Annotated in this window: 16 protein-coding genes; 9 read left to right on the forward strand and 7 right to left on the reverse strand. The window is 33.2% G+C overall.

What is annotated here, in order from left to right; all coding sequences use genetic code 11:
* Window positions 1-146 precede the first annotated feature (146 nt).
* The gene (locus tag ACPYKA_RS03605) at window positions 147-476 is read right to left on the reverse strand and encodes a branched-chain amino acid transporter permease (RefSeq protein ID WP_479541041.1); all 330 of its coding nucleotides are present in this window, start codon (window positions 474-476) and stop codon (window positions 147-149) included.
* Window positions 473-763, reverse strand: a complete 291-nt coding sequence (locus ACPYKA_RS03610; RefSeq protein WP_479541042.1) for an ABC transporter permease family protein — start codon at window positions 761-763, stop codon at window positions 473-475. Before ACPYKA_RS03610 ends, ACPYKA_RS03605 begins: the two co-directional genes overlap by 4 nt.
* Before the next feature lie 40 nt (window positions 764-803).
* Between ACPYKA_RS03610 and ACPYKA_RS03615 the strand changes: the two genes are divergently transcribed.
* Entirely contained in the window at window positions 804-974 is a 171-nt protein-coding gene (locus ACPYKA_RS03615; RefSeq protein ID WP_479541058.1) for a cupin domain-containing protein, read from the forward strand.
* Between the two features lie 255 nt (window positions 975-1,229).
* The gene (locus ACPYKA_RS03620) at window positions 1,230-2,003 is read left to right on the forward strand and encodes a Fic family protein (RefSeq protein WP_479541043.1); all 774 of its coding nucleotides are present in this window, start codon (window positions 1,230-1,232) and stop codon (window positions 2,001-2,003) included.
* Window positions 2,004-2,719: 716 nt separating this feature from the next.
* Here ACPYKA_RS03620 and ACPYKA_RS03625 read toward each other — a convergent pair.
* Both ACPYKA_RS03625 and ACPYKA_RS03630 read right to left on the reverse strand, forming a co-directional pair.
* Entirely contained in the window at window positions 2,720-3,862 is a 1,143-nt protein-coding gene (locus ACPYKA_RS03625) for an ABC transporter permease (RefSeq protein WP_479541044.1), read from the reverse strand.
* Entirely contained in the window at window positions 3,850-4,563 is a 714-nt protein-coding gene (locus ACPYKA_RS03630) for an ABC transporter ATP-binding protein (RefSeq protein ID WP_479541045.1), read from the reverse strand. The genes ACPYKA_RS03625 and ACPYKA_RS03630 overlap by 13 nt, the downstream gene beginning before the upstream one ends.
* A gap of 160 nt (window positions 4,564-4,723) precedes the next feature.
* Here ACPYKA_RS03630 and ACPYKA_RS03635 point away from each other — a divergent pair, with 160 nt between their 5' ends.
* From ACPYKA_RS03635 to ACPYKA_RS03645, 3 genes are all read left to right on the forward strand, one after another.
* On the forward strand, window positions 4,724-5,329 hold the full coding sequence (locus ACPYKA_RS03635) for a TetR/AcrR family transcriptional regulator (RefSeq protein ID WP_479541046.1): 606 nt from the start codon (window positions 4,724-4,726) through the stop codon (window positions 5,327-5,329).
* Between the two features lie 612 nt (window positions 5,330-5,941).
* Complete coding sequence (locus ACPYKA_RS03640; protein WP_479541047.1) at window positions 5,942-6,595, forward strand: DUF4097 family beta strand repeat-containing protein; 654 nt, start codon at window positions 5,942-5,944, stop codon at window positions 6,593-6,595.
* A gap of 138 nt (window positions 6,596-6,733) precedes the next feature.
* Complete coding sequence (locus ACPYKA_RS03645; RefSeq protein ID WP_479541048.1) at window positions 6,734-7,423, forward strand: lysostaphin resistance A-like protein; 690 nt, start codon at window positions 6,734-6,736, stop codon at window positions 7,421-7,423.
* Window positions 7,424-7,616: 193 nt separating this feature from the next.
* Here the strand turns inward: ACPYKA_RS03645 and ACPYKA_RS03650 are convergent, their stop codons facing one another.
* The 3 genes from ACPYKA_RS03650 to ACPYKA_RS03660 are packed head-to-tail and all read right to left on the reverse strand — an operon-like array spanning window position 7,617 to window position 11,241.
* A complete protein-coding gene (locus tag ACPYKA_RS03650; protein WP_479541049.1) occupies window positions 7,617-8,498 on the reverse strand; it encodes a GNAT family N-acetyltransferase in 882 nt (293 codons plus the stop codon).
* Window positions 8,499-8,541: 43 nt separating this feature from the next.
* On the reverse strand, window positions 8,542-9,963 hold the full coding sequence (gene pdxR, locus ACPYKA_RS03655; RefSeq protein WP_479541050.1) for a MocR-like pyridoxine biosynthesis transcription factor PdxR: 1,422 nt from the start codon (window positions 9,961-9,963) through the stop codon (window positions 8,542-8,544).
* A gap of 39 nt (window positions 9,964-10,002) precedes the next feature.
* Complete coding sequence (locus tag ACPYKA_RS03660; protein WP_479541051.1) at window positions 10,003-11,241, reverse strand: MFS transporter; 1,239 nt, start codon at window positions 11,239-11,241, stop codon at window positions 10,003-10,005.
* A gap of 1,159 nt (window positions 11,242-12,400) precedes the next feature.
* On the opposite strand from ACPYKA_RS03660, the gene ACPYKA_RS03665 reads away from it, so the two are divergent.
* From ACPYKA_RS03665 to ACPYKA_RS03680, 4 genes are all read left to right on the forward strand, one after another.
* Complete coding sequence (locus tag ACPYKA_RS03665; protein WP_479541052.1) at window positions 12,401-12,862, forward strand: DUF6323 family protein; 462 nt, start codon at window positions 12,401-12,403, stop codon at window positions 12,860-12,862.
* A 73-nt stretch (window positions 12,863-12,935) separates the two neighbouring features.
* On the forward strand, window positions 12,936-14,375 hold the full coding sequence (locus ACPYKA_RS03670) for a DUF6179 domain-containing protein (RefSeq protein ID WP_479541053.1): 1,440 nt from the start codon (window positions 12,936-12,938) through the stop codon (window positions 14,373-14,375).
* Window positions 14,376-14,816: 441 nt separating this feature from the next.
* Window positions 14,817-15,281 (forward strand): hypothetical protein, encoded by a 465-nt coding sequence (locus ACPYKA_RS03675; protein ID WP_479541054.1) that lies wholly within the window; start codon window positions 14,817-14,819, stop codon window positions 15,279-15,281.
* A gap of 18 nt (window positions 15,282-15,299) precedes the next feature.
* Window positions 15,300-15,893: a TetR/AcrR family transcriptional regulator gene (locus ACPYKA_RS03680; RefSeq protein WP_479541055.1), complete on the forward strand. Its 594-nt coding sequence runs from the start codon at window positions 15,300-15,302 to the stop codon at window positions 15,891-15,893.
* Window positions 15,894-15,999: the final 106 nt, after the last annotated feature.

Consider the following 15,999-nt stretch of genomic DNA (forward strand, 5'->3'; position numbering starts at 1 on the left):
TTAATTCATTGGGAAATGGGAACTTAAAAAAAAGAAGTAATGGCACCAGCAATCAAACACGCCCCAAAGTAGCCTAAACTATTTTGAGGCGTGTGAAATCATTTGAATAATTTAACTTTATCATCTGGATCGCTACATGCTTATTATCAAAAGGATACGAATTGTATTATTAACATATATGATATTGTTCCACTTGCTATAGAAAGAAACATATTTTTCTTCCAATAATGTATGATGATTATTAAACTTATAGAAATTAACTCTGGTATCCCATGACTATCGGATAAAAAGGAAACATTTCTTAATGAATAAATAACGAGTAAGCCAAATACGGCTAGTGGTAAAGCATGACCCAAAAATTGAATATAAGCAGGTGTAGGCTTGTCGGACGAAAAAATGATGAAAGGTAAAAACCTTGTAATCATCGTTCCTAAAACAACCGAGCCGATAATTATCATTTCTTGTGTAAAAGTCACCTTTCATCCACCACCTTTTTATTCTCAATAATGCCTCGTAAAGAAGTTAAAATCACTAACATGATTATCATAGCAGGAATAGTAAAATAATCTGGACCAAATATTATCAGTGCTAACGCCGAAACTCCAATTCCTACTAAAGAACTGTCATGTTTATCCTCTCTCATCCATTGATCTAAAAAAATTACAACAAAAAGTGCAGTCATAACAAACCCTAAACCTGTCGTATCAAAACGAACAACAGAAGCTATTAAACTTCCTATTGCTCCGCTGACCCAATAAAACATATTTAATAGACTTAACCATCTTATATCCAGGGGCTTATTAATAGCAGATCCACATAATGAAGGGGTGAAGGAACATATCACTGTTAATCAAGGAACATTGGAAGTTGAGCTAGACAACATAGCTTATTCAATAAATACGGATGAAACAATTATATTTGATAGAAATAAACAACATATCTATAAAAATCAAGGAGACACAATTGTAAAATGAATCATGATTATTCATTATTCTTGAAGAGAAGCATAATAGAAATATTATAATAAATTTTAACTTAAAATGCGTAGTCTAACTTTACTGTCTTTATATGGTATCGGCAAAAAGAATTCTTTAAAAATCATCGGATAAATAACAATGAGTTAGAGCGATAAAATCTATGAATCGACTATTAAAAAGGTTCTTTATCGTCATGTGTTGATTACTTTTGGTATAATGCTATTATGTCAATATTTATAAAGGGGATTTGGGATGGATAATATTGGTGATAAAATGACTCCTAACTATTTAAAAGATGTGTTAGTTAGATTAGCTCATCATTCGAGTGCAATTGAGGGTAACACGATTACCTTACCTGAAACAGCTACTATTATACTTGAACAAACATTACCTAACAATTCAAAAATCACAAGAAGAGAATATTTTGAAGTTTTAAATCATGAGCAAGCTTTTGAATATGTAATTGAGCAAATTCAAGATGGAGTACCGTTGTCTATTCCTGCAATTAAAGATATACATGAAAAATTAACAGATCGTTTGCAATATGATAAAGGGCAATTTAAAACGGAAATAAATTATATTAAAGGCGCTGAATTCCCAACTGCTCCACCTGAACAAGTTTTAGGATTAATGGAACAGTTAGTAGGAAATTTAGCATATAGAATTGACAATGCTGGTACGGATAAGGAAATAATAAAAGCAATATTAGAAGCACATATTATTTTTGAGAAAATCCATCCTTTTTCAGATGGGAATGGTAGAACTGGAAGAATGGTGATGAATTATTCATTGATAGAGAATAGCCTGCCACCACTTATTATTAAGAAGGAAGACAGAGGTTTATATAACAATATACTACATGAAGCACAAATTAAAGAATTTCCAAGTGAAAGTGATATTGAAGCGTTCTATGAATTTGCATTACCACTTATGACGGAAGAGAAAAAAAGAATAGAATCGTTTTTTAATCAAGAAAAAAATCAAATGATTGACAATAATGGGTTTGAGAAAAAGCAAAAAAAATAATGGTAAAGAATATGAAAGATGAGTCAAGTTAATACTGGGCTCTTTTTTTATTTTCTTAAGTTATTTTGATGAATAAAAGACTCAATCATCTAGCTACGAATAAGTTGAAGGTTTTGCAGATAAATGGTGTGTCAATGAAGAAAGTCTTGATTTTGTTGTCAACAATTATACCCTAATCATAAATGACAAATAGGTGAAACAGAGTTGAAGAATACGAGTGATTATAATAGATATAAGGAAAAAAGTCCTGACCCTGTAAGCAAATAAGGTATTGGAAAACAATACGTGAGTATTTGGAAGAACTAATGAATGACGAAATATTGCCACTGAGAAAAAAATATTTTAATTGTGATCCAAGAGTCTATTCATATTCAATTGTTAAGGTCTGCAAAAAAGTTATGCATGGTTTTTATAAATCTGTGTAGGGGTAGTAAAACAAGAGCCGCCCCTTTTTTTTAAAAGGATTTCGGCTCTTTACTCGAATTTCATTACATTATTATTTTTAAACCTATACTTGGGCAGTGAGTAGTAAATTGATGCTTGGGGTAAATTATTTTCAGTTGCAGTATAATTGAGAATTTTATAATTTGATTTTCAATAATATATTTAGTTGCTTCGTTTTTCCAAGTTAAAGATATATACGCCAAGTGAATGTGTTTTCCATGTTGTTTAAACATCAAGAATTAATAATTAAAGTTAGGCGTTTTTCAACCATTTCAAGCAGCTCGTTGACGTTTTAAAACGAGCATATTTAATAAGATGAAAATGACGGTAAAACCGATCAAGATTAGAAAATCATTTGATATGTCGTAAAAATCATAGCCGCGGATCATAATGTTTTGTAGAGCATCCGTCGCATAAGAAAGCGGCATAATTTTACTAATAACTGTTACCCAACCAGGGGCATTTGATAAATCAAAAATACCACTGAAGAAAAACTGTGGGATAACTGCAACTGGAATAAATTGCAACAACTGAAATTCTGTGCGCGCAAAGGTAGATAACAACAGGCCTAATGATAAAGCGACAGTGGAGACGATGATGTTCATGAATAGTAACAGCCAGTAACTACCAAGGCGATCGACTTCTAAAATATCGACAATCATGATTTGAATAATTACCGTTTGGATGATAACAAATAAAAAGAATCCTATAAAATATCCGAAAACAATGGAAGAACGTTTTAAAGGAGTTGCAAGTGTTCGTTCTAACGTACCGGTAGTGCGTTCGCGAAGGAAACTAATTCCGGCAATAAGAAACACAAACAAAAAGATGAAAAATCCCATCAGGGCAGGTGCGACTTGATCAAACAAATCAGCATCCTCATCAAGGTATAAATAATTAATTTCAGGTTCTTCCATTACTAAATTCGTATCGGGAAAAGCTATCTCCATGGACTGGCCTGATTGTTGCTGAATTCTTTCCAATAAAGATGTTAATTCATCTTCCATAGCAGCAAAATCCTTTTGCAATTCTTCTCCGCGTTCTTTTTGAAAAGTTTGCAAGGCATTTTGAACAGATTGAAGGACGGGTGATTTTTTAGTAATGTCGGCACCTTCAATTTCTAGATATGGTTTATCATCTTCCATGAAAAAGTAAGCATCGATATCCTGTTGTTTCATTGCACGGAGCGCATCCTCTTCCGAACGATAACTAGTAACGTTCGTCTCGTCTTCCATTGCTTCCTGTAACGCATCATCAAGGTCAATGACACCAATATTCGGTTCATCACTGGAGCTGCCCATAATAACATATAAAAGTCCGAGCACAAACACAGGAGCTAAAAGCAAAAAAGCTAGTGTGCGCTTATCTTTAATTACTTGCTGGATAACTCGAATGGCAACAGTTAAGATTTGCATGACAGTTCACCTGCTTTCAAAAATGCTTCCTCAATGGTTCCGTATGTTTGTTTTAACTTTTTAGGTGTTCCAGCATCAATGAGTTTGCCGTCAGAGACAATTAATATCCGATCACACCGTTCTGCTTCATCCATCACATGGGTCGAGATTAGAAAACTTCTCCCTTGTTCTTTTAAGTATTGAAACTCTTTCCAAAAAACACGCTTTAATGCAGGGTCGATGCCGACAGTTGGTTCATCTAAAAAGATAAGTTTAGGGTGATGAATGAGACTGATTGCCAAACTTAGTCGTCGTTTCATTCCCCCAGAATAATGTTGAACAGACTTTTTTGTTTCTTTATCAAGGTCAACAAATGATAGACATTCTTGAATTCGTTTCTTCAATCTTTTTCCTTTGAGACCATACAGCCTGCCAAAATAAGCTAAATTAGCATCTGCAGTCAACTCTTCATAGAGCGCATCAGACTGTGCCATATATCCAATATGTTTCATCGGTTTTAGAGAAGGTTGTTGGACACCTAACACATAAATTTTACCTTCAGTAGGTCGAGTCATACCAATTAACGCCTTGATTAGTGTCGTTTTTCCAGATCCACTTGGACCAAGTATGCCGACAATTTCACCTTCACCCACAGAAAAGGTAACATTTTCAAAAATAACTTTTTTACCAAAGACTTGTTTTACATTCTTGACTTCTATCATAACAGTCACCTCCAAGTTAATTAACAGTTGTTGTTTATATTACAAAACGTTGTATAATAAAAATAACACAGGCTTGCTGGGACATTCAATATGCAATAGTTAGCAGTTTGTTAGTTATTTAACAGAACAAGCCTATTTGTTTAGTAAAGGTGTGAAAATCATGACCGAAAAGCAAGATTTACGGATACAGAGAACTAGAAAATCGTTAAATCAAGCGCTTATTACGATGATGGAAAAAAAGAGTTTCCAAGCGATTACCATCCAAGAACTAGCTGATGAAGCAATGATAAATCGTGTTACCTTCTATTTACATTACGATGATAAATATGAATTGCTTGAAAAGTGCGTGAAAGATAACCTCGATGAGATTATGCTCAAGCATGTCTCACCAGTTAGGCATATTAGAGAAGGTGTTATGTATACAGATATTTTCCGGAAAATTGTTATTGAAATTTTAAAAAGTGTGGAAAGTAATGAACGTTTTTTCCAAATAATGATTCAATCAAACTGTGAGACGCTTATTAAGGATTATTTCATTAGCCTCGTCCATGAGAAATTTCTTCCACAGATAGGAGAGATGTTTTCTGCGGTACGCGTCGAAAATCATGCGAATGTTACTATTCAGTTAATTGTTTCTGCTATTTTAGGTGTTATCACCTGGTGGATTACTTCAGAAGAAAGAGATAGTCCTGAAGAAATTGCAAATATTGTTGTCGATTTGGTGACGGAAGGACCGGCGTATGTATTGGGACTTAAAACAAATTAGGTCTTGTATGATTAGGTTAACGTGAGATATGAAATGCTTTAAATATCATTGAATAATAGAAGTCGGAATTCCTAGTAGGGGATTCCGATTTTTTAAATGTATTATTTGTGAAACTAAGTATTAATTGGAATAGTTATCAATTTACATTGATCTGTTACTTCAGTTCATTCCGCCTAATTTTTATTTTTGACCACCAAATACCTATTCGCAAAACAGTCCTTTTTCCTTATTTTCACAATGTTACCGATAAAGAATGGTATCAACAAAATGAATAGGCTACAATGTGCTTACGCTTTTTCTTGAATTTTTCATCGTTTTGGTGATGATGTACATTTTCGCATTAGGCTTTGAACATTTGTACCCTTTGCTTTCGCAATTACTTGAAAGTTACGTGACGTCATCTTGTAAAATTTTAATATAGTCTTAATAAAGTGGGTGATATCAATTAAAGAGGTAATAAAAGAGCAGGACAATGAGTACATTGCCTAATTATGAACATAAAGATCATTCTCTCCAGTAAAAAATGACGGTTTAAATTATCCGGGATGAAGCTTGTTGTATATCCAAATATATTAATAAAAATGTAATATTCTTAGAAAGGAGGTAGTTTAATTGAAAAACATATCATCTGTAATATTGTTAGTCTTTCTTATTATACTGTCGGGTTGTAATTCTAATGGAGAAGATAATGAATCAATTGATCTTAATGATGTTGATACAATTTATATACATAATGGTAGTGTTAATGTACATCTAACAAGTACAGAAGATACAAATTTAGAAGTATATCATGGTAATTATAAGCTTGACGTTAAGCAAGATATGAGTGAGATTATTCTAAATGTGAAAAAAAGGTGGTACCAATTTGGACCGAGAGTTAATTTAAATAAAAAATTTAAAGTAGCCATTCCAAAAGATTTTTCGGGGAAAGTAATTTTGGAGGGAGGTTCGAGCAACATCTCTTCAGACAAATTACAGGCTACGGACTTGGATATTAAAACTGGAAGTGGCAATGTCACAATTGAATATGACAATTTTCAAAGTAACCTTGAAGTAAACACTGTTAGTGGTAATGTTGATATTTCTTTGAACAATGATTCACCCGATATCAACTTGAAAGTAAATACTGTAAGTGGAAATCAAATGGTTACTATTCCTTTAGATAAAACTAATGTGCAAAAAGAAAAAAGAATTGAAGGAGCAGCTGGGGATGAAAACGATAATGTTCATGTAAAGACAACATCAGGAAATATTTCAATTAAATGATTTAGTTATCCTCTTTATATTGACCTGGACGGTAATCCATAATTGGTTCATCATTTTAGCTAGGTTGTAGATACTTCGTTGTTTATCTGTAGAAAATCTGAATATAGTATTTACATTCCTAATACAGAGGTGAATAAAATGAATTCTGATAATCGGACTTATGGGGAATGGAGCGGTTTAGATACCTGTATTGTGTTTGTTGCTTGGCTTATTCTAAGTACTGAAACACTATTTAACGGAGCAGGAAGAATATTTGATAAATTGTTTTCTTCCCCAGTAATTGCGGGTTATATGGGAGCAATTGTTATTCATTTAGTGCAATTGATCATCGTAGGAGTTTTCGTTCTTTATAAACACCAAATTTCTTGGAAAAATTTCGGATTTCGTTCGATATCAAAGCAAAATATGAAAAAGTTATTATTATGGAGTATTATCGGATTAATACTCAATGCTGCTTTTTTAAGCTTAACTGCACTTGTATGGTCAGGGGAGGCTTCTAAAGCCGATACTATTCAAAGCACAGGATTCTTCTTATCGATAGTAATGGTGGCAATTATTGCCCCAATTGTGGAAGAAATTGTTTTTCGGGGAGTAATCTATAAATATTTCCGAGTGAAGTTGGGGGTTCCAATAGCAATTTTAATAAATGGTTTTTTATTTGGTATTAACCATGCTCCTTCATGGGAACTGGTATTAAATGCAACGGTCATGGGGGCGTTTTTTGCATATATATATGAACGTTCAGGGACTTTATGGATACCTATTATTGTTCATGGCCTTACAAATGCTGTTGTAACAACTTTGTTCTTTTTACTTGTTGGATCATAACATATTCTTGATAGTTGTCTGCTTACCTCGGATGATATACTTTGACGACTGGATTTTTGTATAAAAAAAGCCTAATAGATCAATTTTTTTTATGATCCATAGGGCTTTTATTCTTTAATTCCATAAATTCGATGAAAATGATACAAAATACATTGAGCATAATGGACTTATATACTTCATTTGACCAACTAAACTATAACTCTATTTTCATATACACTTGTTGAGCTATTGTTTTAAAACCGATCTCTTTTAAAACCCTAAAGGTAGGTTCACTGTTTCTAGTCGGTATATTAGGAACTATTCGATTAATATTATCTTTAAAATCTCCAAAAATCAGACTGAGCATAAAATAAATCACTTCTTCGGCATTTGTTAGGTCAGGTCTTGCTTCACACTGAAACAAAGTAGTACTTAGATGAGTCCCTTTGAAATCAAAGCCTCTCTGATAGTAAGCATAGCCAATTTCATTCCCACTACTATCTTTTACGAGAATTCCTTCACCGTTTTTAGCACTTTGCCATTGTGTCTGCCATGGATTCATTGCTTTATAAAACCGTACTTGGCCTATTTGTTGTGGCGAAACTTTTTCAACATTATAATTTTTATAAGTCTTAACAATAGGATTTTGTTCTAATACGCCATTAAGCTTTAAATATTCTAAATTATCTACAGTTTTGTACCCTTTATTTTTATACAGGGAATAAGCCTTAAAGTTATCGTCCATTACTTCAAGTGTTGCTATATCCACACTGTTCTCTTTTAAGATTGAGATACTTGAATCCATTAACTTTTTTCCAACACCTCTACCTCTATATTCCCTAGCAATACCTGTTCCACCATTCCAAGCAACTTTTTGACCGTTTATTTCTCTTCCCCCATGTAAAACAATCCCTATCGGTTGCTTATCGTCAAATGCTATAATAGATAAAGATATGGATAAATCTTCATTAACCATCCTTTCTAGAAACTTATCAGGTACTGTATTCATATTCACCGGATATCCTTCAAATCCCACGTTCCAAGCATGTACAGCATCGGCTATTGTGCAATCTAGCATTTTTTTAATTTTCAGCAACTCTGAAACCTCCCTAAATTTTTTGCCTTATACACTTTAATACTCAAACTCTCTCAAGCTCCCAAGCATTAGAAAGTAAATTTATTCCTTGTTCTATCTCTGTCATGGAAAGACCGCCGAATCCTAACAGAAAAGTATTTTCGTTTTCTTTTTTAATCTCCTTGCAATAACATGTTTCAGACATCGATATCAAATTAACCCCGTGAGATCTGGCGATTTTAAGAAGTTCTTGTTCCTGATAAATTCCATTTACTTTCATTACTACATGTAACCCTCCCAATCCATTAATGATAGTAACCCGTTCTTGAAATACATTCTGGATAGTTTTAACCATGAATTCGTATTTTTTTCGATAAAGATTTTTCATGCGGAAAATATGTCTCTCCCAATAGCCGCCCTTTATAAAAAGTTCCAACGTTTTTTGATGAATTCTAGAAGTTGTTTGTTGGATATCATCGAAATACTCGAAGTACTTTTTTATTAAATGGTTTGGCAAAACCATAAAGCCCATTCCTATCGAAGGAAGTAATGTACCATAAAATGTTCCAATATAAATAACACGTTCATTTACGTCTAATCCTTGTAATGATGGTACAGAACTTCCGGAAAAGCGAAATTCACTTAAATAATCGTCTTCAATAATATAAGCTTCCTCTCTATTAGCCCAATCCAATAATTGAATGCGTTTTTGAATGGACATAATATGACCGAACGGGAACTGATGTGAAGGTTGTGTAAAAACCATTTTAGCTTTTGATTGAATTAATTCTTCTTGATTTAGTCCATCCACTCCTATTTTTACGGTAGCAATATTAAATCCTAACCGTTCAAACACATTTGTCACTGGCATATATCCTGGCTCTCCAACAGCAACAGTAATAGCTTTTTGACCAATGATATCGCATAATAAACTAATCAAAAATTGGGAATGACAACCAATGATGATCTGATTGTCAGTACATGAAACTCCCCGCGAATGCTTAATATAAGTTGCGATTTCCTTGCGCAATCCTTGCTCTCCCTGTGGATTCCCTTGAAAATAGACATCCTGAAAGTGATATTGTAAACATTCATTGCTGATTTTTCGCCAAGTTTCCAAAGGGAAGTGTTCCGAATCCACACGATTCGTACAAAAATCATATTTATATTGTTTCATTTGATGTTTTTTTGGCTTAGGTTTAACAGATGATAATTTCCTCTTTTTAAAATAATCGATATTGAGACGCTCTACATAAAAACCACTTCGAGCTTGACTTCGAATAAAACCTTCCATCATCAATTGATCATAAGCAGTTTCAATCGTAACTTTGTTAAGATTTAGCTGGCTGGACAATACTCGTATTGATGGAAGCTTACTATTTTCTTTCAAAGTACCATTAATAATTTGTGTTTTAAAATATTCGTATATCTGAAAATATAATGGTTTTTCCCCATTTCTTTCTAACGATATTAAAAATTCTTTCACCTAATCACCTCTTATTGTTTCTGGCTAATACAACTAACATCACTGAAAATCGTGTTGTTCGTTCCATACTAGATGTTTTCTTTTGTGAGACAAATCTATAAAAAATAGTATTAATCCTATAGCAGCAAGTATGAATCCTGTTGCAATAAAAGCAAAAAACAATCCTAATGAAGCAATAACCACCCCTGCCAGTATACTTGAACCAGATTCCCCAATAAAAGAAGCTGTTGACCAAATGCTAAACACTTTACCCAATTTATCGTCTGGAGTAACTTTTTGAATCATTAAAACCATTGGAAGGTCGTTAAATGCCTCAGCAATTCCAGCAATAAGAGCAAATACAAAAGATAACAAATACCAAGGAGAAATTCCTACTAAAACGAAAGAAACTCCCCAGACAATCCATCCCCAAGAAATATAGGGAAGAAAAGATTTAATGGTAATTTTTCCAAGAAAATAAGCGCCTATCATATTACCGATACCAAATAAAGCTGTAACAATACCAAATCCTTGTGCTCCTAACCCCCATATTCGATTCGAAACTTCTGGAAGGCCCAATTTTTCCATACCAGTTTGAAATAGTAAGAAACAGCTAAAAAGAAAAATCGACCACTTTAAAAGGGTTTTTTTCTTTATGAATATAAATGCTTCTTGAATATCAAAAATAATTTTATTTGTATTTTTATTCAGTTTTTTACTTTTCTTTAATTTTATTGGAATTAATATAAAAAAAGCAATGATTGATAAAATTGAAAAAATAATAAAAATTAACATGGGAGAAATTTGAGCAATTAGTATACCACCAATCGCTGGACCGATTCCTCTCATCAATTGTGTCATAATTTGAAACAATGAGTTTCCCTTTGCCCATAGGCATTCTGGCAAAGAATGTGGAATGAGCGCCCGAATAGCAGGTGAAAAGAAACATCGAATACTAATCACTATAAATGTGATCATTGATATATGCCATATCTTTAATAAATGTAGCTTCCAAAGAATTGGGATAATCAATACAATGAACGAGATAAGTAATAAACTCGTTAATATTACTTTTCGACGATCCCATCTATCAGCATATACACCGCCCAATATGCCAGCCACGAGGTAAGGGACTGTACTTCCTAAAATAACCCATCCTGCAGTAACCGGTGATTTCGTCATATCATAAGCCAACCAGAAGAAGACTACTTGATACACCATAAATCCTAAGTTAAAAAGAGTATTTCCAAGAAGTAGATAAAGGTAATTTTTATATTCCCAGAGCTTACTATAATGCATTTTATAATCCCCTTCCAAGTCTTTTTGTTTATACTCAGCCATTAATCTATTCTATAGTCTCAGTATAAAAAGTATTGACCTGTTTTGTAGGGGCAGATTATTAATATTTTATCATGACAGCTAAAGTACATTGCTGCCTTCTTTACTTTTCTTGGTTAAACACTTGGACAAAAGCACTTGTCTATTGAATGAAGTATATCAGTTTAGTGAAAAACGTTTGTATTTCTTAAAAGTTGCTTGACAAAATATAAATTAGTAATTAAGCATTAACTAGTTAGACTAACTAATTAAAGGAATGATTTGATGAATAATCTTGAAAACTATCTATTGCCTGCTGAAATAGGCTTTCTCATTTTTTATCCCAGTTAATTCAAAAAGCATCCAGAATAACGTTTGAGAATACTGGAGATAAAGGAGTGGCAAAGATCAATAAATTATTGATAGACAACCATATTATGGTAATGCGTATTGAAGAGAATAAATTAAGTTTAGAGGATAAATTCCTAGAATTAACTGGGAAGGAGAAGAGTCTATAATGATAAAAACGCTGCAATTCCTTTAGCAAAATAATCTAATAGTGAAGGGATCATCGATAAAACGACAAAATGCCGGAAACATTCTTTAGGAAAAAGTTGAAATCAAAAAAGCCGATTTTCTAACAACAAGGAAGATTTGGATTTTTGATATGAATGAATTCTCACAGGACGAAAACAGATACTTATAAAATTGTGTGCTAACTTTTTTGGCAGATAAGAAAGCATAAAACTTTCCTACTGCTCACTGGCTAAAAGCTCGGGCGTCCTGTCGGAACGCCAGTACTAGCACGTCCTGTGCGTCGTAAGTGCAACATCACCTCTGTCTTTCGCCAGGAAGGCCGACTAAGAACAGGCCTTGCGCCTAACGTCGGCATACCCCTTTGAAGGGGCATGTTTTCTTTAACGAGAAGCCAAGTTTTCTAAATAGTTAAGTAAATGAATGATAGCGTAAGTAGGTTATTATTTTTGAATATTCAGACTTTTAATAAGACGAATAGACATTGACAAACGATGAAGAAAAGAGTAAAATATACACCCATATCAAAAAAATCATTGATATTTAATCATAACATCTTTTGAACCAAAAGTCAATAATTTTTAAAGATCAAGGAGGAAATGTGTATATGTTTTTACCCAAAATGTTACATTCTCTAGATTCTTCAATGTTGGAAAAATATACGGATGAAATAGTAGAGGTAAACCAAAAAGCAAAAGAATTTGGGCTCGTGTTAACTCGGGATGAAATAAAAAATATCATTATTTCTAGAAATCAAGTCCTCCATAGCTATGGTCGAGTGGAATTAGGAGTTGACGTAATAAAAGAGTTAGCAGAGGTTTTTTGTGCTTCTCCCTATGTCGATGATAAGAATTATGTATCCACTCTATATGAGCTGCAAGAAATATTTTATTACATGAAAAATGAGACGGAAGATAAGCTTGGCGACTCTCCATTGATTGGCATTATGAAGGATTACTTTGATGATGTTTGTAGGGGTTCTTTGGAAATTTTAAAAAGCAAGCTTGATGAATTTGCGGAACAGTTTAGAAGTGATGCCCGATTTAGGAAGTCATTGCTTGGAAGATAGGAAAGTGTAACTAAGGCACTCACTATCAAAAGCTTTGCGAATGCCAAGTTTTCCAAAAAGGGGATGAACTTTAGTGAAATCAGAAAAACGATCCAATGGTCAGTCTTTAGTGACACAAGGAAAGATAAATCAAGCTCGTCTATTACAAAACCAGTATACGATATCCATTTTAAATGAAGGGTTACGAGTAGGTTTACTAAATAATGAAGATGTATACGGGATACAAAGGCAATTGATGTCTATATTAGAGAATTTGATTAGACGGTACACCCAGGGAGAAAGTTCTTCTGTAACGTCTGAAACAGCTGTTAGTATATTATCTTCTGTTTTATATGCTGTAGATGCGTATCTGTTACATTTTAACGATCCGGAAAAAGCGATCGACGTGTTAAAAAAAGGCAATGTAAAAAATGTATATGACCAAGGTATAGATTTGATCCGCCATTGTTTTGAGGAAACAAAGCAGCTCTATAAAGAAATCAACAATAATAAATTGGATGTTGCAGTAGAAGCTTATAATATAACGATTGATGAATCAATCCCTGTGTTTCTAAAGAAATATGGTATCATTTTCGATGCACATAATACGATGGCAAGTATTGATTATCCGTTAGCGATCGATGATATGAGCATTCAAGGTGTTTATTACCTTAAGCAATATGTAACACATTTAAAAATGGAAAACCAATTTTGCCTTTTATTTAACAAAGATGATCTTCAACAGATTTTGGTTAACTATGGGAGAATATGTGGGTTCGACTATCGAATAGAACTATTCAATATATTTGAGTTGGTATTAAATAATGCGGTTTTTTCCGTTTTATCAGGCGGACACGCCAGCCAAATAAACATCTCTATAAATCAATATAAACAGTTAGAAGATTTGTTTAATAAGTTGGAAGATAGCCAGCTTCAGTCTGTTATTTTAAAAGCCGTAGACCGAATACGCGATCATTTCCATATGAATGATGCGCAGATGATTGACTATTTGCATCAGTGTGGAGAAAACTTAGTGCAGAGGGTTAAAAGTGTTGCGGAGCATAACCGCCTTGGGACAGTGGTTATCGTGGAAAAGGAATTAAAATCGAAACCCATTGTAACAACATTCAAAGCGTCCGATAGAATGAGTGATCATCGCTTTCGATTATTAATTGAAAAAATCATGAATTGTGAAAAGACAGTGGATAAGGTTGACTTGATTCGAAAAAATTTTCATTCCCTTCATGATTATATCGATATGCTGAATACCGACTGTTTGTTGAATGATGAATATAAAGCACTTTTTAAGACTTTTGGCGATATAGAACTAGCTATTTTGACAAAGATAGTATTCTATGAGGAATTACGGAATGATTCAACGGATTTATCATCTCTCTATGTCGAGGAAAAGAAGTATGAGAACGAATGGCAGAACCATTTTATTGAATTTATTAGGAGTATCGATATGAATAGAAAGGGTGCCATTGAGAAATATGTTTATGATATTGATTATGAAGAAATTAGTTTTTACTAATATCGAATTGTAAAGTGACTGTATTTAGCCTAGAACATCAATTATACTCTTGTAAAATAATAAATAGTTGAAACAATTAGTATTAAGCCAAATGATGGGATTTCTTAATGAAGAAGAAGGGGTTTTAGGTAGATTCTAAAGTAAAGAAGAATTACATCTGTGAAGTATTTTGTTAAAAGGATTTAAGCGCTGAAAAAACACGAACATACAAATCCATTCAGAGAGTAAATCTGGCAGCAAGCCCCTTTTTTATCTCGTCCCTAGTTAATGTTGTCCTTGTAACAATTTAAACCGATGACTAATGCAGCAGTAAGAGGATATTGCTGATAATGTAAGATTGTTAAATGAAAGTTCACTTAACTTGACACGATAACCATTAAATGATAAATTTTGATTGATCAATCAAAATAAAGATTGGTCAATCAAAATGGAGGTGATCATATGAGTGATAAAGTGGATGAATTTGATAATATGCCCCGTTGGTTTCAACGTTTAATTCCGTTAATAAGTGCTATTTTGTCTATACTTGCATTTTCATATGTTATATACCTGTACAATCAAGAATCGTTAGAATTAATGCAATGGGTTCGTTTGATTATCTTTGCGATGATGAGTGTGGTGTTCATACTTTCTGTCATTTTTTATTTTTTTAATGCTGAGTTGGCTTGGAAAGGCTTTATCGGAACTTTGGGGTTGTTGCCCATATTACTTTTCTTGCAGTTTATTGTATTTCTTCTGACGATGATAAGAATGATAATCGATGCTATCTTTCAAGGAAGCCTTCCCGAACCGATTCAAATATTTATTGAAAACTACCCAAGCAAATTTGATGTTGTTATATTATCGGTGCTTTTTATTGTTTGGATCTTATGGATTATTAATAAGATGAGAAGAAAAAAAGACTAAGGACACGGAGGTATTACTATGGAGGATCAACCATCGTTTATAGCGGAAGCAAGGCGAAAACAAATTATACATGCTACGATTAAGGTACTTGATGAAATCGGCTATGTAAATATAAGTCTAGCTAAAATTGCAAAAATGGCTAAGGTAAGTACAGGATTAATCTCCTATCATTTTAAAGATAAGGAAGATGTATTGAATCACACATTAGTTTATTTAATGAAAATACACTTTGACTATATTAAAGAAAGAGTATCAAAAAAAGAATCTGCCTATGATCAACTCATAACTTTTATTGAAGCTTCTATCGCTTACCAAAGAACGCATAGCGTCAATAATATCGCACTGATTGAGATTATTTTTAATGCACGTACAGAGGATAATGTTCCTTATTATAAGTTATCGACTGAGGAAGAAGATCCATTGTATACGTATTTGCAAGAGATCTTACTTGATGGACAAAAGACAAAGGAGTTTTCTGCATTTAATACAAAAAGTCTTTCTATGATGATACAAGGAGCCATCTCTGAAAGTATGCTGATGAATGGAGAAGGATTTGACGTAGAAGCATATAAAAATGATTTAGTTACGATGGTGACAAAAATGGTGAAATAAATGCCTGACACACTCGTTTGTAAATGATTTTATAGAGGATGTTCAAAAAGTCCGGTAAAAATGACACTGCATTAGGGGAACTTCGACTAAATACCGACACGTCCTG

It is taken from the genome of Pseudogracilibacillus amylolyticus (SeqCode) (assembly GCF_051918545.1).
Taxonomy (GTDB): domain Bacteria; phylum Bacillota; class Bacilli; order Bacillales; family Amphibacillaceae; genus Pseudogracilibacillus.